The following is a 21,198-nucleotide window of genomic DNA, read 5'->3' on the forward strand; positions in this document are numbered from 1 at the left end:
AGCGTCCCCCTTTAACCTTTTTTGCATACAAAGACTATTATACTAAAAAGTTGAGCGTTTGGGAAATGCTTTTAAGGGGATTTTGGGGAGAAAAGCGTGCTGTCAGTTTTTGACAGCACCTTTTTATCGCTTTTTTGTTATAATAGGTAGACAAGTATCAGAAAAAGTTGAAAAGGAAGGAATATGCAAGATAAATTAGTCATTCATGGTGCACGTGCACACAATTTAAAAAATATTGATGTGGAAATTCCACGAGACAAGCTGGTTGTGGTGACAGGCTTGTCGGGTTCTGGAAAATCAAGTCTTGCTTTTGACACGATTTACGCCGAAGGGCAAAGGCGCTATGTCGAGAGCTTGTCGGCTTATGCCAGACAATTCTTGGGCAACATGGAAAAGCCAGATGTGGATAGTATCGATGGGCTAAGCCCAGCTATTTCCATTGACCAAAAGACCACCAGCAAAAACCCCCGCTCAACTGTGGGAACCGCTACCGAAATTAACGACTACCTGCGTCTGCTCTACGCTAGGGTCGGTGTGCCTTACTGTCCAAATGGTCACGGCGCTATCACAGCCTCGTCTGTGGAGCAAATCGTTGATCGTGTCCTAGCCTTGCCAGAGCGCACACGGATGCAAATCCTAGCGCCAGTGGTGCGTCGAAAAAAAGGGCAGCACAAGACCACTTTTGAGAAGATTCAGCGTGACGGCTATGTGCGGGTGCGTGTGGACGGTGAGGTCTATGACATCTCAGAAGTGCCAGAGCTTTCAAAGAGCAAGATGCACACCATTGAGATTGTCGTTGACCGTTTGGTCAATAAAGACGGCATTCGCAGTCGCCTCTTTGACTCGGTTGAGTCAGCTTTGCGTCTAGCAGACGGTTATGTCATCATTGACACTATGGATGGCAATGAACTGCTCTTTTCTGAGCACTATTCTTGCCCAGTGTGTGGTTTTACCGTGCCAGAGCTTGAGCCTCGTCTCTTTTCTTTCAATGCGCCCTTTGGCTCTTGTCCGACCTGTGATGGGCTGGGGAGTCGCCTAGAGGTTGACCTTGACATGATTGTCCCAGACGACACGAAGACGCTTCGTGAGGGGGCGCTTGCGCCGTGGAATCCTATCTCCTCTAACTACTATCCAACCATGCTGGAGCAAGCTATGGAAGCTTTTGGGGTGGATATGGATACGCCTTACAAGGACCTTAGCGATGCGGAAAAAGACCTGGTGCTTTACGGCTCAGGTGAGCGTGAGTTTCATTTTCACTATGTCAATGACTTTGGCGGAGAGCGCAATATCGACATTCCATTTGAGGGTGTTGTCACCAATGTCAACCGTCGCTATCACGAGACCAGCAGCGACTTTACCCGCAATGTCATGCGTGGCTACATGAATGAGCTGACCTGTACGACCTGCCACGGCTACCGCCTCAATGAACAAGCCCTTAGCGTGCGTGTCGGAGGCAGTGATGGGCTCAATATCGGACAGCTCTCAGAGCTTTCTATCGCTGACCACCTCGAGCTGCTGAGTCACCTCACCCTTAGTGACAATGAAAAAACAATTGCCAGTCCCATTGTCAAAGAAATCAAAGACCGCCTGACTTTCTTGAACAATGTGGGGCTTAACTACTTGACCCTATCTCGTAGCGCTGGCACCCTTTCTGGTGGTGAGAGCCAGCGCATACGCCTTGCGACACAGATTGGCTCAAACCTATCTGGTGTGCTCTATGTTCTTGACGAGCCGTCTATCGGGCTTCATCAGAGAGATAACGACCGTCTCATCGCCAGTCTCAAGAAAATGCGTGACCTCGGTAATACCTTGATTGTCGTTGAGCATGATGAGGATACCATGATGCAGGCAGACTGGCTGATTGATGTGGGACCTGGTGCAGGAGCATTTGGTGGGGAAATTGTCGCCTCAGGAACACCAAAGCAAGTGGCTCGCAGCAAGAAGTCTATCACGGGACAATACCTGTCTGGTAAAAAGTCTATCCCAGTGCCGCTAGAACGCCGCAGTGGCAACGGAAACTTCATCGAAATCAAGGGCGCTAAGGAAAACAACCTCAAGAACCTTGACGTCAAGTTCCCGCTTGGCAAGTTCATCGCAGTGACTGGCGTATCTGGATCAGGCAAGTCAACCTTGATTAACAGCATTCTCAAAAAAGCGGTGGCGCAAAAGCTCAACCGCAACTCTGACAAGCCCGGCAAGCACAAGTCTATCTCAGGAATTGAAAACATCGAGCGTTTGATTGACATCGACCAAAGCCCTATCGGGCGCACACCACGCTCCAATCCAGCCACTTACACTGGTGTGTTTGACGACATCCGTGACCTTTTTGCTCAGACCAATGAAGCCAAAATCCGTGGCTACAAAAAGGGGCGTTTCTCCTTTAACGTCAAGGGCGGACGCTGTGAAGCCTGCTCGGGAGACGGGATTATCAAAATTGAGATGCACTTTTTGCCAGACGTCTATGTGCCTTGTGAGGTCTGTCACGGCACACGCTACAACAGCGAGACTCTAGAAGTGCACTATAAGGAAAAAAATATCGCTCAAGTGCTTGATATGACGGTCAATGACGCAGTCGAGTTCTTTGGCGCTATTCCAAAGATAGCCAGGAAACTGCAGACCATCAAGGACGTTGGACTTGGCTATGTGACCTTGGGTCAGCCAGCCACCACGCTCTCTGGTGGGGAAGCGCAGCGTATGAAGTTAGCCAGTGAGCTTCACAAGCGCTCAACAGGCAAGAGCCTCTACATCCTTGATGAGCCGACAACGGGGCTTCATACAGACGACATCGCTCGTCTCCTCAAGGTTCTTGAGCGCTTTGTCGATGATGGCAATACCGTGCTTGTCATCGAGCACAATTTGGATGTGATTAAGAGTGCGGACTATCTGATTGACCTAGGACCTGAAGGCGGTGTCGGTGGTGGAACCATTGTAGCCACAGGCACACCAGAAGAAGTCGCCAAAAATCCAAACAGCTACACAGGACAGTATCTAAAAGACAAACTGAACGTGTAAAAAATCCGAAGTTTTCGGATTTTTTGTGTTTTATGCTTGAAAACGCCATTTACCAACGCTGTTTAAGTCTGATGCAAAAAGTATAGGATGATTTTTTATTTAGTGTTTCTTCCTATAAGATTTTAGTTTTTATTTAGGACTTTTTCTGCTAAAATAGGGCTATACAAGCACATCTAAGGAGGTAATTGCGATGGTATTTGAGAAACGTGTGGATAAGTTGGTGGAGGCTCTTGGTGAAGTTAGCTGTGATGGGCTTTTGGTGACCAATCTCACCAATGTCTATTATTTGACAGGATTTCATGGGACGGCAGGTACAGTTTTTGTCAGTTCCAAGCACCGTCTATTTGTGACGGATGCTAGATATAGCTTGATTGCCAAGGAGAGTATCACTGGCTTTGACATTATCGAGTCACGAGATGCTTTGTCTGAAATAGCTAAGCGTATCAAAGACGACAAGCTTGAGACGCTTGGCTTTGACAGTGAAGTCAGCTACAGTCTCTATCAAACCTTGTCACAGATCTTTGAGGGCTACACACTGCAGGCGACCAGCAATGCCATCGAGAGCCTGCGCATGGTCAAGGACGCGCATGAGGTAGCTATTATCAAGAAAGCCTGTCAGATTTCAGACCAAGCCTTTTTAGATGTTTTAGACTTTATCAAGCCAAATGTCACTACCGAGCTAGAGGTCGCTAACTTTCTAGACTTTCGCATGCGTGAGCTGGGGGCGTCTGGACCTTCTTTCGAGTTTATCGTAGCTTCTGGTGAGCGCTCTAGTATGCCACACGGTGTCGCTAGTCACAAGGTTATTAGAGATAACGAGATGTTGACCATGGACTTTGGCTGCTATTATCAGCACTATGTTAGTGACATGACACGCACCGTTCATGTTGGAGCAGCTAGTGACGAGGAAAAGCACATCTACGAGACCGTCCTTGCTAGCAATCAAGCGCTGCTGGACGCGGCTAAGGCAGGTATGATCTACCGTGACTATGACAGGGTCGCTCGTCAGGTGCTTGATGAGACGGGCTATGGCGCTTACTTTACGCATGGTATCGGACACGGTATTGGCTTAGACATCCATGAGATTCCTTACTTTGGCAAGTCTGATGACAAGCTCCAAGCAGGCATGACGCTTACAGATGAGCCTGGGATTTATCTTGATGGCAAGTACGGTGTGCGAATTGAGGATGACCTTTTGGTCACTGAGGGTGGCTGTGAGCTGTTGACGCTTGCACCAAAAGAGCTGCTCATCATCTAGGAGGTTACTATGACAGATCGTCTATCATGGCAAGATTATTTTATGGCAAATGCAGAGCTGATCTCAAAGCGCTCAACCTGCGACCGAGCCTTTGTCGGTGCGGTTCTCGTCAAGGACAATCGTATCATCGCAACGGGCTACAACGGTGGGGTGTCAAGCCTTGAAAACTGTAGCGAGGTGGGGCATGAGATGGAGGATGGGCACTGCATTCGTACCGTTCACGCTGAGATGAATGCCCTCATCCAGTGCGCAAAAGAAGGCATTTCCACAAACAACACTGAAATCTACGTGACGCACTTTCCTTGTATCAACTGCACCAAGGCGCTCTTGCAGGCTGGTATCACAAAGATAACCTATAAGACGGCTTATCGTCCTCATCCTTTTGCTATCGAACTGCTTGAGAAAAAAGGCGTCGTCTACACACAGCACGACGTTCCTCATGTGCACTTGGGTGACGACAGTTAGGAGTAGGAACTTATCATCAATGAGACGAATCAAGCCAAAATGGCTTGATTTTTTAGTAGCAATAAGCCTCTAGCGCGCAAAAAATATTTGAGAATACAGGCTATTTATGATAGAATGAAGTGATTAAGATTTAACAAAGAGGTAATAATAATGATTGAAGCAAGTAAACTTAGAGCTGGTATGACTTTTGAAACAGCTGATGGCAAATTGATTAAAGTCCTTGAAGCCAGCCACCACAAACCAGGTAAAGGAAACACTGTTATGCGTATGAAATTGCGTGACGTGCGTACAGGTTCAACTTTTGATACAACTTACCGTCCAGAAGAAAAATTTGAACAAGCTATCATCGAAACACGTCCAGCACAATACCTTTACCAAATGGACGGCACAGCTTATTTCATGGATACCGAAAACTACGAACAATACGAAATTCCAGTAGCCAACGTTGAGCAAGAATTGCTCTACATCCTTGAAAACGCTGAAGTGAAAATCCAATTCTACGGTACAGAAGTTATCGGTGTGACTGTTCCAACAACTGTTGAGTTGACTGTAACAGAAACACAACCATCTATCAAAGGCGCTACAGTAACAGGTTCAGGGAAACCTGCGACTCTTGAAACAGGTCTTGTGGTCAACGTCCCAGACTTTATCGAAGCGGGTCAAAAACTCGTTATTAACACACAAGAAGGCACATACGTTTCACGTGCCTAAACCCTAAGTATCATTTTAGAAAGGATAGGCTATGACAACTGAAACTATCGGTGATATTGTTATCTCACCACGTGTCTTAGAAGTTATAACAGGTATTTCAGCCACTAAGGTTGACGGTGTTCACTCACTTCGTAACAAAGGCGTTGCAGATAGCCTTAGCAAATCAACCCTCAGCCGAGGTGTTTACCTCACAACGGACGAAGCAGGCAATGTCGTTGCAGATATTTATGTCTATCTGCAGTACGGAGTCAATGTTCCTGCCGTCTCAATAGCTATCCAACAAGCCGTCAAATCTGCTGTTTACGATATGGCAGAAGTTGTGATTGCTGAGGTTAATATCCATGTTGAAGGTATCGTCCCAGAAAAGACACCAAAACCTGACATGAAATCACTATTTGATGAGGATTTCTTGGATGACTAAAAATGGATTTATCGATTCAAGACGTGATTTACGTGAGCGTGCCTTTCAAGCTCTCTTTAGCTTAGAGTTTGAGGGTGATATGTTAGAAGCAGCTCATTTTGCTTACACTTATGACAAGGCGATTAGCGAGGAGACTGAGGTCAACTTGCCAGCTTTCTTGATGAATCTCATCAAGGGAACTTTGGATGAGCGTGCAGCGATTGACCAAGCTATCTCTGAAAAGCTAAAGACCGGCTGGTCGCTTGAGCGCCTGAGCCTTGTGGACAAAACACTTTTACGCCTTGGTTTGTTTGAAATTAGCTATTTTGAGGAAACACCAGACCGTGTCGCTGTCAATGAAGTGATTGAGATTGCTAAAAAATACGCTGATGAAACATCCGCCAAGTTTATCAACGGCGTTCTCAGCCAATTTGTAACAGATGAAGCATAAAGACAAGGATAACCTTGTCTTTTTGTGCACACAAAAACTCGCTACTTACAAGTAGCGAGTTTTTTAGCTGCTAGAGCCAGCATGTAGCGTGATAGGCAGTACGTAGTCTTTGGCTGTTTTTTCTTTTGCCATTTTTTTCAGCAAGACCTCGACACAGAGTTCTGCGATTTCCTTGATAGGTTGTTTAATCGTTGTGAGTCTAGGGTAGTAGTCTTGGATGAACTGTGTGCCATCGTAACCAATGATTTTCAGGTCCTGCGGAATGCTCAAGCCTAGCTGTTCTGCGACCTTGATGAGTACCATAGCGGTCAAATCATCTGAGGCAAAGACACCGTCAGGCTGGTATTTTGTAAGGGCTGACTTGAGCTGCATTTCTCGTCTGATAGTGGATAAATCTCGTGGGATACGAATGACCTCAGCTTGCTTTTTGAGGTGATAGGAAAAGCCTAGCTGACGCAGCCCTGTTGGTGAGTCGGAGTTGTCATTTCCAGAAATCATGATAATCTTCTGGCAACCATTTTTTTGTAAGGTTTTAGCAGCGAGAATGCCTCCTTCAAAGTTGTCAGAAGCGACAATAGGGACATTTGGCGCAAGGTTGCGGTCAAAGGCAACGATAGGCGCTTCGACCTTTTCGTAGTCGTCAATGCCTAGGTTGTGGCTACTTGAGATGATACCGTCTACTTGATTGGCTTCTAACATCTCCAAATACTCACGCTCTTTTTTAGGGTCGCTTTCACTGTTACAGATAATGGTTTTATAGCCTCGCTTAAAGAGCTCGATTTCTAAGTGCTCAATCAGCTCTGCATAAAAGATATTGCTGATGTTGGGAAAGATAAGCCCCACCAGCTGGGCGGACTTTCCTTGCAAGCTACGAGCGAGATTGTTAGGCTTATAGCCTAACTCTCGCATGGCTGCTCTGACTTTTTGAATGGTCTTTTCAGAGAGATAGCCCTTGTTGTTGATGACACGTGAAACTGTCGTAGGGCTAACCCCAGCCAGTTTTGCGACGTCAGTTAATTTTGCAACCATGTTTGCCCCATTCTAGTTGTGAAGCTCAAAGTATTTTCCAGAAACATTGCCTTTTGTAAGAGCGATACCTGTTTGCCCATCAAAAGGATAGACACGGCTGGTTAGCACTTCCTCACCTTTGTTGATAAAGATTTCAACAATGGATTTATCGACAAAGATGTTAAGTGTGCATGCCTTTTGAGGGATAGGGCAGGTGCGTGTCACACCAAAGTCTGTAGCGTATTGCTCACCAGCTTCTGAGCGGTCAAGCCCAAAGCTGCCAGCTGCTGTATCGATATGAAGGCGAAGTCCTTTTTTGTTGTCATCAGCAAAGAGGACGATTTCAGCTTGCGTGTTTTCTGCCACCTCAAGCTCAAGCTCGTAGGTGTTGTTGGTTGCTTTTTTATCCGCAAAGGCTTCTTTGCTTTGTCTAAGCTCCGCCATGGCAGCGACTGGGTATTGGTAGAGTTTGCCATCTTTGATCGTGAGCTCTTTGACTAGACTCATAGCCCCTTGATAGTCGTATTTGTCGCTTGGATAATCCACATCAGGAAGCCCAATCCAGCTAACGATAAAGGCACGCCCGTCTGGTGTGTTAAAGCCTTGTGTCGCATAGGCTTCAAAACCGTAGTCTAGGTTGTAGATAGCAGAAGGATTGATGAGTTTAGCCTGTTCAGGGTCAAAGCTATCTGCGATTTTATAAGTGTTTGGATAGATATTGTCATAAGCCAGCTCAGCTTTATCTAGTCCTTGTGGGCTGTAGATAAGCACAGGCTTATCATCAACAAAGACAAGGTTTGGACACTCAACCATGTACTCGCTGCCAGTACCAGCAAAGTCTAGATTGCCAACAAAAGCCCAGTCATGTACATCGTTGTTATTTGCCTTGTAAAGCTTGATAAAGCCTTTTTTATCAAGGCTTTGAGCGCCAACGATAGCGTAGAGCTGCCCCTTGTAGTTAAAGACCTGTGGGTCACGGAAGTGCTCAGTGACGTCAGCAGGCTGCTGGATGAGGACATCTTGGAATTTGGTGATATTGCCCTCTTTATCCATGAAAGCGCCGATTTGAAGTGGGTCACGCACCCAGTTTTCGTCACGGACATTTCCAGTATAAAAGAGGAAAAGCTCGTCTCCGATAGGATAAGCGCTACCAGAGTAAGCGCCGTGACTATCGTGAGCTGTGTCGGGCTTGAGCGTGACACCAGTTTCTCTAAAGTGTACCAAATCGTCACTCTCAGTGTGTACCCACTGTTTGAGACCGTGAGCAGGGCCATAAGGCCAGTTTTGATAGAAAAGATGGTACTTGCCATTAAAGTAAGAAAAACCATTTGGGTCGTTTAAAAGCCCAGTCTTTGGCTCAATATGATAAGTGGTATGCCAAGGTGATTTTGCCATATTTTCCTTTATAGCTGCCATTTCTGCGTCTGTCCAGTCCGCATAAGGACGATAGCGAACCTCTGTTGGTAAATTCATAAGTCATTCTCCAAAAAAATCAAAATCTTATATGCCTATAGTAAACGTTTTCGCCTAAAAAATCAACATTTTACTGCTAAAAAAATAAATTTCTGCAAAACGCTTGACATATCCTTAAAAGATGATAAAATAAAAGAGTAAAGTCGTGAAACGCTTTCACGGCGAAAGGAAAAATTTTTAAGGAGATACCAAATGGATTACCCTAAAGTAGCCAAAGAGGTTATCGCTGCCGTTGGTAAGGATAATCTCGTTGCAGCAGCACACTGTGCGACTCGTTTACGTCTTGTCCTAAAAGACGACAGCAAGGTCGACCAAGCTGCTCTTGATGCAAATGATGATGTCAAAGGAACATTTAAGACAGATGGCCAGTACCAAGTTATCATTGGACCAGGTGATGTTAACTTTGTTTATGCTGAGTTGATCAAAGAAACAGGTCTTAAAGAAGTTTCAACAGATGATTTGAAAAAAATCGCTGCTGAAGGTCAAAAGACAAATCCGTTGATGGCTTTCATCAAACTTTTGTCTGATATCTTTGTTCCTATTATCCCTGCCCTTGTTGCAGGTGGTCTTTTGATGGCACTTAATAACTTCCTGACTTCTGCAGGTTTGTTTGGTGCTAAATCTCTTGTTGAGCAATACCCAGCTATTGAGGGTATCTCAAATATGATTCAAGTCATGTCAGCAGCACCGTTTATCTATCTTCCAGTGTTGGTAGGTATTTCAGCGGCTAAGCGCTTTGGAGCTAACCAGTTCCTTGGAGCAGCTATTGGTATGATTATGACGACACGTGACCTTGGTGCTTCTGCCGAATATTGGAACATCTTTGGATTACACGTTAGTCAAACAAATTACGCTTATCAAGTTATCCCAGTTTTAGCAGCTGTTTATATCTTGGCTCATCTTGAGAAATTCTTCCACAAGAAATTGCCATCAGCTGTTGACTTTACATTTACACCATTGCTATCAGTAATGATTACTGGCTTCTTGACCTTTACTGTGGTCGGACCTGTGATGTTGCTTATTTCAAATGGTATTACAGATGCGATTGTATGGTTGTACAACACAACTGGATTTATCGGTATGGCTATTTTTGGTGGAACTTACTCACTAATTGTCATGACTGGTCTTCACCAATCGTTCCCAGCTATTGAAACACAATTGCTATCAGCTTGGAGAGAAGGAACAGGTAACGGAGACTTTATCTTTGTTGTTGCTTCAATGGCAAACGTTGCACAAGGTGCAGCTACTTTTGCGATTTACTTCTTGACAAAGAACAAGAAGATGAAAGGTTTGACATCATCTTCAGGTGTATCAGCCCTTCTAGGTATTACAGAACCTGCCCTCTTTGGGGTTAACTTGAAATACCGCTTCCCATTCTTCTGTGCCCTTGCAGCTTCAGCTGTTGGTGCAGCCTTTGCAGGTTTGACAAAAGTTGCAGCCGTTTCCCTCGGTTCAGCTGGTTTCCTTGGTTTCCTTTCTATCAATGCAAGCTCTATTCCAATGTATGTTGTTGCTGAGTTGATTACATTTGTTCTTGCCTTTGCGTTCACATACTCTTACGGTAAAACAAAAGCTGCTAACGTATTTGCAGCAGAAGCAGCGGACGCAGCTGCGGCAGAGGCAACAGTAGCAGATACAACATCTGAACAATCTGTAGCCGCTTCTGCTGAAAAAACACCTGCTAAAGCAGAAACAATTGTCAGCCCACTTGATGGTGAAACAGTTGCTCTTACTTCTGTTAATGACCCAGTCTTTTCATCAGAGGCTATGGGTAAAGGAATCGCTATTAAACCAAGCGGAAACACTGTTTACGCTCCTGTTGATGGTACTATTCAAATCGCCTTTGAAACAGGGCATGCTTATGGCTTGAAATCAGACGACGGTGCTGAAATCCTTATCCACGTTGGTATCGATACGGTGTCAATGGACGGTGAAGGTTTCAATCAAAAAGTAAAAGCAGAGCAAAAAGTCAAAAAAGGTGATGTTCTTGGAACCTTTGACTCTGCTAAGATTAAGGCGGCTGGACTTGATGACACCACTATGGTTATCGTGACAAACACAGCTGACTATGCAGAAGTAACTCCAGTGGCTGACGGAAAAGTCGCTGTAGGAGACGACCTTCTTTCAGTAAAGTAATCTCGTCTGTGATGAGATAAAAGATAAGAGTTTGAGATAGTTTATCCCAAACTCTTTTTGGGACTAGAGAGTTCTTGCTTTATGCTTGCATTTTCATTATAATAAGCGTAAGGACAATAAAAAAGTTAGAAGATTTGAGGAATAATATGGCAAAATTATACGGTAGTGTCGAGGCAGGTGGGACAAAGTTTGTCTGTGCTGTAGGAGATGAGGATTTTCAAATTGTCGAGAAAGTGCAGTTTCCAACGACAACGCCTTATGAAACGATTGAGCGTACAGTAGCCTTTTTCAAGCGTTTTGAGGAGGACTTGGCAGGTGTTGCTATCGGGTCTTTTGGTCCGATTGATATCGACCAAAACTCAACGACCTATGGCTACATCACCAAAACACCAAAAGAGCACTGGTCAAATGTTGACCTTGTTGGTCTGATCTCAAAAGAGTTTAAGGTGCCGTTTTACTTTACGACTGATGTCAATAGCTCTGCTTATGGTGAGGCTATGGTGCGCACGGGTGTTGACAGCCTTGTTTATTACACGATTGGGACTGGTATCGGTGCTGGCGCTATTCAGCGTGGTGAGTTTATCGGCGGTACAGGGCACACTGAGGCTGGGCACACTTATGTGGCGGTTCACCCACAAGACCGTGCTAATGACTTTGTCGGCACTTGCCCATTTCATAATGGCTGCCTAGAAGGGCTAGCAGCAGGACCAAGCCTAGAAGCTCGCACAGGAACACGTGGTGAGTTGATTGAGCAAAATTCAACGGTTTGGGATGTCCAAGCTTACTATATCGCTCAAGCAGCGGTTCAAGCAACGCTTCTCTATCGCCCACAGGTCATCGTCTTTGGTGGTGGCGTTATGGCGCAGGAGCACATGCTTAACCGTGTGCGTGAGAAGTTTGAAGGCTTGATGAATGACTACCTTCCTACGCCAGATGTGCGTGACTATATCGTAACACCGGCTATTGCTGAAAATGGCTCAGCTACGCTTGGTAACTTTGCACTCGCAAAAAAAGTGTCAGAGCGCTAAGGTGACAAAACAGAAGAAAAAAGACTAGGGTAGCCTAGTCTTTTTGCGTTTAACCTTCGATATACTCCTTCAACGCTTGTCCTTTGAGACCAGCGTTGAGGGCGATGAGGAGTTTTAGTCTGGCTTTTGGGGCGTTTAGCTCCTTGACAAACATGACACCTGCCTCTTGTAGTCTCACACCACCACCCTCATAGGCATAAACAGGCTCAGCAATACCGTTAAAGCAGCGAGAAACCAGAACGACAGGCACACCTTTGGCTGTGAGGGCTTCTATCTCTGCAGCTGCTTTTGGTGGCATATTGCCAGCGCCGAGCGCTTCAACGACCAGCCCGTCGATATTGTCAGGGGATAAAAAGCTGATGATCCCGCTATCGCCCATCCCTGCGTAAGCTTTGACGATAGGGACGGTTCCATAGATAGCCTCTAGGTCAAAGCGCACACGCTTTTCAGCTCTTTTGAAAAAGAGGATTTCGTGCTTCATGACGATACCAAGCGGTCCGTGAGTTGGCGTTTGAAAGGTAGAGACGTTTGTCGTGTGGGTCTTGGTGACGTACTTAGCAGCGTGAATCTCATCATTCATCACAACCAAGACGCCCTTGCCTTTAGCCTGCTTGTGGCTTGCGACACGAAGAGCTGAGAGGTAGTTGTAGACACCGTCGCTACCTAGTTCATTGGAACTGCGCATAGCCCCTGTGAGAACGACAGGAATATCAGGCAGCGTCATGGTATCTAGAAAATAAGCGGTCTCTTCTAGCGTGTCAGTGCCGTGTGTGATGACCACACCGTCATAGCTGTTAGCATTTTGTCTGATTTCGTGGTAGAGTGCTAGCATGTGCTTAGGTGTGATGTGTGGGCTTGGCAGGTTGAGAAAGTCTTTTGCCGTGACTGTGATATGCTCCAAATCCACCGAGACATGGTTCATGGGGTTGTCATTTTCGGGCGTGACATGACCGTTGGTGTCCGCCTGCATGGAAATAGTACCTCCTGTGTGGAGGACGAGAATGTGTTTCATGATTATTTATCCTTTCCTAGTACCTACTATTTTATCATAGAAAGAAAATGAGCAGAGCCTTCATTTGTCAAAAAAATGTCCTCGTCTTATTTTTTAGTCCTCTGATTGTCAAAATATCTTGACAAACTATTGACTTAGTTATATAATACAAGCGTATAATGATAACACCATTAAAAAAGGAGGCATATCGTGAAAAAAGATATCCCAACACTTCGTGACAAGCTGGTCATGCTGGTTCTGGTCTTTTTAGTCGTAGCGGGCATTAGCTATCTCTGCCAGACGCTCATGGTTAAAAAAGGCGCCAATGACCTCTATCAGAACTTTCTTTTAGCCAGCTCTTTGCTCCTCATCTACTTTGTACCTTTTGTGCTGATTATCCGAAAAATCGTCCAAAAAGTGCAGCTCTCTAAAAAAGCGGTCATACTAAGCGCTCTGACGGGGGCTTTCATCTCGACTTATCTAGGGATTTTAGGCAATATGCAGCTCTCAAAACTGCTGATTGAGATGAAGCTGTCTAAAGACTTTTTGAGCGCTTGGGGAGCAGCCCTAACGGCATCATTTACTGAGGAGCTCTCAAAAGGTTTTGCTGTTTTGCTGGTTGTTTTGCTCTGCCGTCGTCTTAATCTCAAGCAAGGTTTGACCATTGGTATCATTGTAGGGGTTGGCTTTGAGATTGTTGAGGACGTCATCTATGTCTTTCAGTCTGTTTTTCAATTCCACGAGTCTGGTTTTGCAACGGCGATTGACCGTGTGGCGTCAGCGACAGTATCTCACTGGCTCTTTGCGTCATTGTTTGCCCTAGGTTTGGTATCTCTGCTTGGTAGGTGCAAGGCTATCTCCAAAGCGCAAGCTATTTTCTGGCTTGTCTTTCCAGTCTTTTTACACTTTGTTCTCAACTCTCCTTTTGAGGACGTTCCAAACTCCAGTGCGATTTTGGCGACTGTTGGCTATGCGCTCTTCTACCACGCTATCACCAAGATTAGCAATATCCCAGATGAAAAGCAAGAACTTGTCATTTAGCAAAAATCTAGGTCAACTCCCCTAGGTTTTTAGGTTTGTAAAGGTGACAAAAGCTCAAGGAGAGGGTATAATAGCATAAAGATATGGTATGTGTTGAATTGAAGAATAAGAAAAGAGCGTAAACATTTTGGCAATTAAAGCAGTATTTTTTGATATTGACGGGACTCTTCTCAATGACCGTAAAAATGTACAAAAGTCCACACGGCGAGCTATTACAAGTTTAAAGGAGCAAGGGATTGTAGTGGGGGTTGCGACAGGGCGAGGACCTAGCTTTGTACATCCGTATTTGGAGAATTTAGGGCTTGATATAGCCATCACCTACAACGGTCAGTATATCTACACTAGAGACAAGGTCGTAGCAACGGAGCAGCTTCCTCGTGCGCTGGTTTACCGTGTGATTCGCTACGCTAGTGAGAAACGCCGTGACATCTCGCTAGGCACAGCGTCTGGGCTTATCGGCTCTGGCATTATTGGGCTTGGGACGAGTCGCTTCGGGCAATGGGTGAGCAGCCTTGTCCCTCGTCGGATGACAGGAACGGTTGGGCGGAGCTTTAAGCATTTGATTAGGCGGTTGAAGCCACAAAACACCAAGGCTCTCTTTACACTCTTGAGAGAACCTATTTATCAGATTGTCATGGTGGCGACAGAGGAGGACACGGAAAAGATAAAGGCGAAGTTTCCAAGCCTTCAAGTGACTAGGAGTAGCCCATACTCTGCGGACTTGATTAGCCAAGGGCAGTCTAAGATAAAGGGGATTGAGACAGCTGGTAGCTACTTTGGATTTGACCTGTCTGAGGTCATGGCATTTGGCGACTCTGAAAATGACCTTGAGATGTTGTCTGGTGTTGGTTTAGGCGTTGCTATGGGCAATGCGGATGACAAGATTAAAGCGTCAGCTGATTACACTACAGCGACCAACAACAGCGACGGTATCGCAAAAGCCTTGTCGCACTACGGACTCATTCATCTGGACAATGAAGCTCGTTTTGATAGTCGAGATAGTAACTTTAACAAGGTCAAAGATTTCCATGAGCTCATGGATGGTGAAACCAATGAAACACCAAGGCTCTACGCTTCTAAGGAAGCTGGGCATAGAGCGGATTTCAAGGTAGAAGAAATCGTAGAGTTTCTCTATGCAGCGAGCCAAGGCGACAAAAAGACCTTTACCCAATCCGTTCTAGACTTGCATGCGGCTGTGGATAAGGCAGCTAGCAAAGTCCAAGCCAAAGAGCACCCAGAGACGCCCTTGGTTGGCGAAGTGGACGCCTTGGTGGATTTGCTCTATCTGACTTATGGTTCTTTTGTCCTCATGGGTGTTGACCCTAAGCCCTTTTTTGACACCGTTCATGAGGCAAATATGGGAAAAATCTTCCCTGATGGCAAAGCTCACTTTGACCCTGTGACGCATAAAGTCCTAAAACCAGACGACTGGGAAGAGCGCTTTGCGCCAGAGCCTAAGATTAAGCGAGAGCTTGACCGTCAGCTGCAAAAAGCACTCAACCGCAGCCAAAACCGCTCTTCTAAATAAACATGATAAAACGCCTCTGCAAGCAGCAGAAGCGTTTTTTGTCCTCTTAGTCACGATTGATATTGATACCCATGACAGTGAGATGACCATTACTGATGAGCTTGATAACGAGCCTTGCCAAGTCTCTAGAGTCTATAGCAAAGTCCGACTCAATCCACCAAAGAAGAGTCCCAACAAAGATACTCGCCAGATAAGTCACGATAAAGTCTGTCGGAACAGGCATTCCAGACTCTGTCACCTGCACCTTGTCAAACAAATCGTCGTATTTTTCATGCAAGAGCCTAGCAAAGTTATGTTGCAACTCCTCACGTGAGCTGCTCTTTGAGACAATTTTTGCGATGGCGGTGTGCTTTTTGAGGTTATTGTAGTAGCTGTAGAGCATTTTTTCAGCCTTTTTGACCTCGACAGAGCTGGGTGTGGTGGCTTGCGCCTTGTCAATCATCTCTGAGAGCTCTTCTAGGATGTGCGTGATGATGAAGTGGTAGAGCTCGTCCTTGTCGGCATAATGTGCGTAAAAAGTCGCACGGTTAATCATAGCCCGATCAGCGATGTCCTGCACAGTGATTTTGTCATAGGGCTTTTCGCTCAATAAATCCGTCAGTGCATCAAAAATCATTTTTTCAGTTCGTAAATAGCGAATGTCTGTCCTTTTCATAACAGCCTCCAAGATAAGCAACACATTGTTGGTCACTATTGCTTAACAAACACTTTTGTCAAAATTAACGGTTGATTTTGAAGATAATCATTTTATAATACTATTATAACAAACGAGTTGTTTAATAAGCAACAGATTGTTGTTCGTATGAAAAATAGGATAGTCTTAGTCTTCTAAGGCACAAGAGAAAGTAGCTGCTTTCTAGAAGAGGAGAAGTTATGTATAGAGCAGGTATTGATGTAGGCTCAACGACGGTTAAGGTTGTTGTCTTTGATGAAGATTATAAGTTGTTGTTTGCTCGCTATGAGCGTCATTTTTCTGATGTCAAAGCGGCAACCATCAAGGTCATGCAAGAGGCGATTGATGAGATTGGTGAGCATGAGGTGAGTATTGCCATCACAGGTTCTGGTGGGATGGGGCTGTCAGACGCATCGCATATTCCTTTTGTCCAAGAAGTGATTGCAGCAACAACGACCGTTGAAAAGTTTATCCCGCAGACAGATGTTGTCATTGAGCTGGGTGGTGAGGATGCCAAGATGACTTTCTTTGGCGAGGCGCTTGAGCAGCGGATGAATGGGACCTGTGCAGGTGGTACAGGTGCCTTTATCGACCAAATGGCAGAGCTGTTAAAGACCGACGCCAATGGGGTCAATGAGCTGACTAAAAACTATGAGACCATCTATCCCATTGCCAGTCGTTGCGGTGTCTTTGCCAAAACGGATGTACAGCCACTCATCAACGAAGGGGCACGTAAGGAAGACATCGCAGCTTCTATCTTTCAAGCGGTGGTCAACCAGACCATCGCAGGACTAGCTTCAGGGCGCAAGATTACAGGAAATGTCGCCTTTCTTGGTGGTCCGCTCTATTTCATGAGTGAGCTGCGCAAGCGTTTCATTGAGACCTTGGATATTCAGCCAGAAAATGTCATCTTCCCAGAGAATCCACAGCTCTTTGTGGCGATGGGAGCGGCACTTGATGACAATCAAACACAGCTGACCTTTAGCGACATTATCACAAATCTCAAAGACAATAGCGCAAGCAGCCTTGTGCCTAAAAATACCCTAGATGTGCTCTTTCATGACGAGGACGAGCTATCCGCTTGGCGAGAACGTCACAATGCAGCTAGCGCTGAGTATGAGGACATCAAGAAGGCTCGTGGACCTGTTTTCTTGGGTATCGACGCTGGCTCTACCACGTCTAAGGTCATTGTGACCGACCCAGATGGTCACATTCTCTTTGAGCATTATGGCAATAACCAAGGGCAACCTTTGGAAAATATCATTGACATCCTAAAGGAAGTCTATCATCAATTGCCAGAAGAAGCTTTTATCGCTAATTCCTGTATCACAGGCTATGGTGAGCACTTGATAAAGGCGGCTCTGCGTGTGGATAATGGCGAGGTTGAGACCGTGGCTCACTACAAGGCTGCCAATTATTTTAACCCAGGCTGTGACTTTATCCTAGATATTGGTGGTCAGGATATGAAAGCCATGCGTATCCAAGATGGTGCGCTATCAAGTATTCAGCTCAACGAAGCTTGCTCTTCAGGTTGTGGCTCTTTCATTGAGACTTTTGCCAAATCGCTGAAATACGACGTCAAAGACTTTGCCCAAGTCGCACTTCTAGCCAAAAATCCTGTTGACCTAGGCTCAAAATGTACTGTCTTTATGAACTCCAAGGTCAAGCAGGTACAAAAAGAAGGCGCAACGGTTGCTGACATCTCAGCAGGGCTGTCTTACTCGGTTATCAAAAATGCCCTTTACAAGGTTATCAAGGTCAAACGCCCAGAAGACCTAGGCGAAAAAATCGTTGTTCAAGGAGGGACTTTCTACAACGAAGCCGTTCTGCGTGCTTTTGAGCTGGTTAGTGGTCGCAAGGTCGTGCGTCCAAGTATCGCTGGACTCATGGGAGCTTACGGCTGTGCCCTTATCGCTCAGGAAAAATACGAGGAAAACGAAGTACCGTCAAGCCTTATGGCGCTAGATGAGCTTGACGCTTTTACCTCTGAGAAAGAATTTACACGCTGTGGGCTTTGTGAAAATAATTGTGCTCTGACCGTGACGATTTTCAATGACGGTTCCAAGTTTGTCACAGGCAATCGCTGTGAACGTGGTGCTGAAAAAGTCACCAAGATGAAGTTTGACAAGAAAGACAAAAAAGAAAATCTGGTTGACTACAAATACAAAAAACTCTTCAAGTTCAAATCTCTCTCAAAACGTGAGGCAAAACACGGTGTCATTGGTCTGCCACGTGTGCTCAACATGTACGAAAACTATCCTCTCTGGCACACGGTGCTGACTGACCTTGGTTTTCGTGTTCAGATTTCCCAAAAATCAGACAAAAAGCTCTATGAAAAAGGGATTGAGACCATTCCTAGTGACACGGTCTGCTACCCAGCTAAAATGGTGCACGGGCACATCCAGTCGCTCATTGACCGCAAGGTAGACGCTATTTTCTACCCAAGCGTCATCTACGAGCAAGTGGAAAATAGCAAAGCGCCTAACCATTTTAACTGTCCTATCGTTCAGTCCTATCCAGAAGTTATTGAAAAGAATATGGACCCTATCCGTGATGGCGAGGTCAAGTATTTCCATCCTTTTGTCAATCTGGCTGACCATGACAGTGTGGTCAAGTCCCTAGCCAAATCTTTTGCTGACTATGAGGACATGACGATTGAGGACATCACGCAGGCTGTTGAGCATGGCTATCAGGTGCTTGCTGATTTCAAGAAAGACTTGCAGGACAAGGCAGATGAGCTTCTGACCAGTCTTTCTATCAATGGTGAAAAGGCCATTGTCCTCTCTGGGCGTCCTTATCACCTTGACCCTGAAATCAATCACGGTATTGCCAACATCATCACGCAAGAAGGTTTTCATGTCTTGACAGAGGACATGGTGTCTGGGCTTGAGGAGGTAGGCGGTCTGCGTGTGGTCAATCAATGGGTTTACCATTCTCGCTTGTACGCTGCGGCGAAGATTGTCGCTAAAAATCCAAACCTCGAGCTGGTGCAACTCAACAGCTTTGGTTGTGGGCTTGACGCTGTAACGACAGACCAAGTCGAAGAAATCATGCGTGGACACAATAAACTCTACACCGTTCTCAAGATTGATGAAGGTAGTAACCTCGGTGCTATTCGCATTCGCCTGCGTTCTTTGAAAGCAGCGGTGAAAGAGCGTGATCAAAAGCTCAAAAAAGCTAAGCTTGACCATATCTTTAACCAAGCCCCTCAATACGATAGCCAAAAAGATAGCAAGACAAAGCAGGAGCCTGTCTTTACTAAGGAGATGAAAAAAATGCACACGCTTCTCATGCCAGTGCTCTCTCCTATTCACCAAAACGGTCTCATCGAAGAAGCCTTCAAAGAAAGTGGCTACAATGTGGTGGTGCTACCTTCTATGGACAAGGGCGCTGTAGATGTCGGGCTCAAGTATGTCCACAATGACGCCTGCTACCCAGCTATCATCTCTATTGGTCAGCTGGTTGAGGCGCTTGAGAGTGGCGAGTACGACCTTGACAATACCAGCGTCATGATGACACAGACTGGTGGTGGCTGTCGTGCGACCAACTACATCCCACTCCTTAGAAAAGCGCTAAAAGACGCTGGCTTTTCCCAAGTTCCTGTAGTTTCCATTTCTATGGGCAATCAAGGAACGGAGTCAACCCCAGGCTTTATCCTCAACTATGGCTTTGTCAAACGTCTCTTTATCAGTGTTCTCTATGGCGACCTCTTTGAGCGTGTCCTCTATCGTGTCCGTCCTTATGAGGCGGAAGAAGGCTCTGCCAACGCTCTGTATAAAAAGTGGCTGGAAAAAGCAAGACACAATGTCAAAAACGGTTCTTACTTTGAGTTTAACCGCAATATGAAGCGTATTATCCGTGATTTTGACACTCTTGCAACCATTGACTTTGATAGCAAGCCACGTGTCGGTGTGGTCGGTGAGATTTTGGTCAAATACGCTCCAACAGCTAATAACGACATCGTCGGTATCATCGAAGCAGAAGGAGGCGAAGCCGTTGTACCAGACTTGATTGGCTTTATGAACTACTCCTTGTTCAATCAAATTTGGAAAGCCGATGAGCTCAACATGAGTCAAAAGTCCAAACGCTTTGCCAAACTCGCCATTGATGTCATCAATATTCTAGAAAAACCGATGAACAAGGCGCTTGAAAAGTCTGAGCGCTTTGAGGGAATTGAATCGATTTATGACATCGCAGAGGGTGCCTCAAAAATCCTCTCTATCGGAAACCATACAGGTGAGGGTTGGTTCTTGACGGGTGAGATGATTGAGTTGCTCAATAACGACGTCAAAAATATCGTCTGTCTGCAACCGTTTGGTTGCCTACCAAACCATATCGTCGGAAAAGGCATGATGAAAGAGCTACGCCGCCAGTATCACGGTGCTAATATCGCTGCTGTGGACTACGACCCAGGCTCATCAGAGGTCAACCAACTCAACCGCATTCGCTTGATGATGACAACCGCCAAGAAAATGCAAAAAGAAAAAGCGCTACAATCCTAAAAAAGAAACCAGCTGCTCACAAGCAGCTGGTTTTAAAGTGGGAACACAATAGATTAGAATGTCTTTTCGCTATCACGCACGATGAGCAAATCCACCTTAGCGTGTCTTAGAATGTACTCAGATGATGAGCCGATAAGCAAGCGCTCAAAGGTATTGAGCCCAGTTGCTCCGACCATGATAAGGTCGACATTTTCCTTGTCAGGAATGTCACGAGCAAGGAGAGTCTTTGGATTACCAAACTCGATGACTTGCTTGATGTTGTCAAGTCCTCTTTCACGTGCTTGTTTTTCATAATCCGCCAAAACGTCTTTTGCTTCCTGCTCTAATTTTTCATAAATGTAGGTGTCAAAAGTTGCTACGCTTTGAAGAGCACGTGTGTCCACAACGTGTGTCAAAATCAGCTCAGCGCCGTTTCTAAGAGCGACGTTAACCCCTTTTTCAAATGCCAATTCAGACTCATAAGAACCGTCAATGGCAACCATGATATGTTGATAATGATGAGACATAATCTTTTCTCCTTA

The 21,198-nt window shown here is 45.6% G+C and carries 16 protein-coding genes; 11 read left to right on the forward strand and 5 right to left on the reverse strand.

Annotation, left to right across the window (positions count from 1 at the left end):
- The first annotated feature begins 183 nt into the window (after positions 1-183).
- The 6 genes from uvrA to nusB all read left to right on the forward strand — a co-directional run bounded on the left by uvrA (position 184) and on the right by nusB (position 6,297).
- Entirely contained in the window at positions 184-3,012 is a 2,829-nt protein-coding gene (uvrA, locus tag AALA56_RS03400; RefSeq protein ID WP_369908757.1) for an excinuclease ABC subunit UvrA, read from the forward strand.
- 190 nt (positions 3,013-3,202) lie between these two features.
- A complete protein-coding gene (locus AALA56_RS03405) occupies positions 3,203-4,270 on the forward strand; it encodes a M24 family metallopeptidase (protein ID WP_369908758.1) in 1,068 nt (355 codons plus the stop codon).
- Positions 4,271-4,279: 9 nt separating this feature from the next.
- A complete protein-coding gene (locus AALA56_RS03410) occupies positions 4,280-4,735 on the forward strand; it encodes a deoxycytidylate deaminase (protein ID WP_115271010.1) in 456 nt (151 codons plus the stop codon).
- Positions 4,736-4,885: 150 nt separating this feature from the next.
- A complete protein-coding gene (efp, locus tag AALA56_RS03415) occupies positions 4,886-5,446 on the forward strand; it encodes an elongation factor P (protein ID WP_164683738.1) in 561 nt (186 codons plus the stop codon).
- A gap of 31 nt (positions 5,447-5,477) precedes the next feature.
- A complete protein-coding gene (locus AALA56_RS03420; RefSeq protein ID WP_369908759.1) occupies positions 5,478-5,867 on the forward strand; it encodes an Asp23/Gls24 family envelope stress response protein in 390 nt (129 codons plus the stop codon).
- Positions 5,860-6,297, forward strand: a complete 438-nt coding sequence (nusB, locus tag AALA56_RS03425; protein WP_276770432.1) for a transcription antitermination factor NusB — start codon at positions 5,860-5,862, stop codon at positions 6,295-6,297. The genes AALA56_RS03420 and nusB overlap by 8 nt, the downstream gene beginning before the upstream one ends.
- Before the next feature lie 63 nt (positions 6,298-6,360).
- Here nusB and AALA56_RS03430 read toward each other — a convergent pair whose 3' ends face one another.
- Both AALA56_RS03430 and AALA56_RS03435 read right to left on the reverse strand, forming a co-directional pair.
- A complete protein-coding gene (locus AALA56_RS03430; protein ID WP_115270998.1) occupies positions 6,361-7,326 on the reverse strand; it encodes a LacI family DNA-binding transcriptional regulator in 966 nt (321 codons plus the stop codon).
- A gap of 12 nt (positions 7,327-7,338) precedes the next feature.
- A complete protein-coding gene (locus tag AALA56_RS03435) occupies positions 7,339-8,778 on the reverse strand; it encodes a sucrose-6-phosphate hydrolase (protein ID WP_369908760.1) in 1,440 nt (479 codons plus the stop codon).
- Between the two features lie 192 nt (positions 8,779-8,970).
- Between AALA56_RS03435 and AALA56_RS03440 the strand changes: the two genes are divergently transcribed.
- Positions 8,971-10,914, forward strand: a complete 1,944-nt coding sequence (locus AALA56_RS03440) for a sucrose-specific PTS transporter subunit IIBC (protein ID WP_369908761.1) — start codon at positions 8,971-8,973, stop codon at positions 10,912-10,914.
- A 146-nt stretch (positions 10,915-11,060) separates the two neighbouring features.
- Positions 11,061-11,942, forward strand: coding sequence for a fructokinase ScrK (gene scrK, locus AALA56_RS03445; RefSeq protein WP_164683733.1), 882 nt, complete (start codon positions 11,061-11,063; stop codon positions 11,940-11,942).
- Positions 11,943-11,991: 49 nt separating this feature from the next.
- Here scrK and AALA56_RS03450 read toward each other — a convergent pair whose 3' ends face one another.
- Positions 11,992-12,954, reverse strand: coding sequence for an asparaginase (locus AALA56_RS03450; protein WP_369908762.1), 963 nt, complete (start codon positions 12,952-12,954; stop codon positions 11,992-11,994).
- A 189-nt stretch (positions 12,955-13,143) separates the two neighbouring features.
- Between AALA56_RS03450 and AALA56_RS03455 the strand changes: the two genes are divergently transcribed.
- Positions 13,144-13,974 carry a PrsW family glutamic-type intramembrane protease gene (locus tag AALA56_RS03455; RefSeq protein ID WP_369908763.1) on the forward strand — a complete coding sequence of 277 codons (831 nt, stop codon included), beginning with the start codon at positions 13,144-13,146 and terminating at the stop codon, positions 13,972-13,974.
- Between the two features lie 127 nt (positions 13,975-14,101).
- Positions 14,102-15,502 (forward strand): Cof-type HAD-IIB family hydrolase, encoded by a 1,401-nt coding sequence (locus AALA56_RS03460; protein WP_369908764.1) that lies wholly within the window; start codon positions 14,102-14,104, stop codon positions 15,500-15,502.
- A 46-nt stretch (positions 15,503-15,548) separates the two neighbouring features.
- Here the strand turns inward: AALA56_RS03460 and AALA56_RS03465 are convergent, their stop codons facing one another.
- The gene (locus tag AALA56_RS03465; protein ID WP_369908766.1) at positions 15,549-16,157 is read right to left on the reverse strand and encodes a TetR/AcrR family transcriptional regulator; all 609 of its coding nucleotides are present in this window, start codon (positions 16,155-16,157) and stop codon (positions 15,549-15,551) included.
- A gap of 218 nt (positions 16,158-16,375) precedes the next feature.
- Between AALA56_RS03465 and AALA56_RS03470 the strand changes: the two genes are divergently transcribed.
- Positions 16,376-20,677, forward strand: coding sequence for an acyl-CoA dehydratase activase-related protein (locus AALA56_RS03470; protein ID WP_369908767.1), 4,302 nt, complete (start codon positions 16,376-16,378; stop codon positions 20,675-20,677).
- A gap of 53 nt (positions 20,678-20,730) precedes the next feature.
- Here AALA56_RS03470 and AALA56_RS03475 read toward each other — a convergent pair whose 3' ends face one another.
- Positions 20,731-21,183: a universal stress protein gene (locus AALA56_RS03475; RefSeq protein WP_115270986.1), complete on the reverse strand. Its 453-nt coding sequence runs from the start codon at positions 21,181-21,183 to the stop codon at positions 20,731-20,733.
- Positions 21,184-21,198 lie beyond the last annotated feature (15 nt).

The sequence above is a fragment of the Streptococcus hyointestinalis genome, from assembly GCF_041225505.1.
GTDB lineage: Bacteria > Bacillota > Bacilli > Lactobacillales > Streptococcaceae > Streptococcus > Streptococcus hyointestinalis_B.

Coding starts and splice junctions, on each gene's coding strand:
- AALA56_RS03465 (WP_369908766.1), bottom strand. CDS start 16,157: ATGAAAAGGACAGACATTCGCTATTTACGAACTGAAAAAATGATTTTT.
- AALA56_RS03470 (WP_369908767.1), top strand. CDS start 16,376: ATGTATAGAGCAGGTATTGATGTAGGCTCAACGACGGTTAAGGTTGTT.
- AALA56_RS03410 (WP_115271010.1), top strand. CDS start 4,280: ATGACAGATCGTCTATCATGGCAAGATTATTTTATGGCAAATGCAGAG.
- AALA56_RS03420 (WP_369908759.1), top strand. CDS start 5,478: ATGACAACTGAAACTATCGGTGATATTGTTATCTCACCACGTGTCTTA.
- AALA56_RS03405 (WP_369908758.1), top strand. CDS start 3,203: ATGGTATTTGAGAAACGTGTGGATAAGTTGGTGGAGGCTCTTGGTGAA.
- uvrA (WP_369908757.1), top strand. CDS start 184: ATGCAAGATAAATTAGTCATTCATGGTGCACGTGCACACAATTTAAAA.
- AALA56_RS03475 (WP_115270986.1), bottom strand. CDS start 21,183: ATGTCTCATCATTATCAACATATCATGGTTGCCATTGACGGTTCTTAT.
- AALA56_RS03440 (WP_369908761.1), top strand. CDS start 8,971: ATGGATTACCCTAAAGTAGCCAAAGAGGTTATCGCTGCCGTTGGTAAG.
- AALA56_RS03435 (WP_369908760.1), bottom strand. CDS start 8,778: ATGAATTTACCAACAGAGGTTCGCTATCGTCCTTATGCGGACTGGACA.
- scrK (WP_164683733.1), top strand. CDS start 11,061: ATGGCAAAATTATACGGTAGTGTCGAGGCAGGTGGGACAAAGTTTGTC.
- nusB (WP_276770432.1), top strand. CDS start 5,860: ATGACTAAAAATGGATTTATCGATTCAAGACGTGATTTACGTGAGCGT.
- AALA56_RS03430 (WP_115270998.1), bottom strand. CDS start 7,326: ATGGTTGCAAAATTAACTGACGTCGCAAAACTGGCTGGGGTTAGCCCT.
- efp (WP_164683738.1), top strand. CDS start 4,886: ATGATTGAAGCAAGTAAACTTAGAGCTGGTATGACTTTTGAAACAGCT.
- AALA56_RS03450 (WP_369908762.1), bottom strand. CDS start 12,954: ATGAAACACATTCTCGTCCTCCACACAGGAGGTACTATTTCCATGCAG.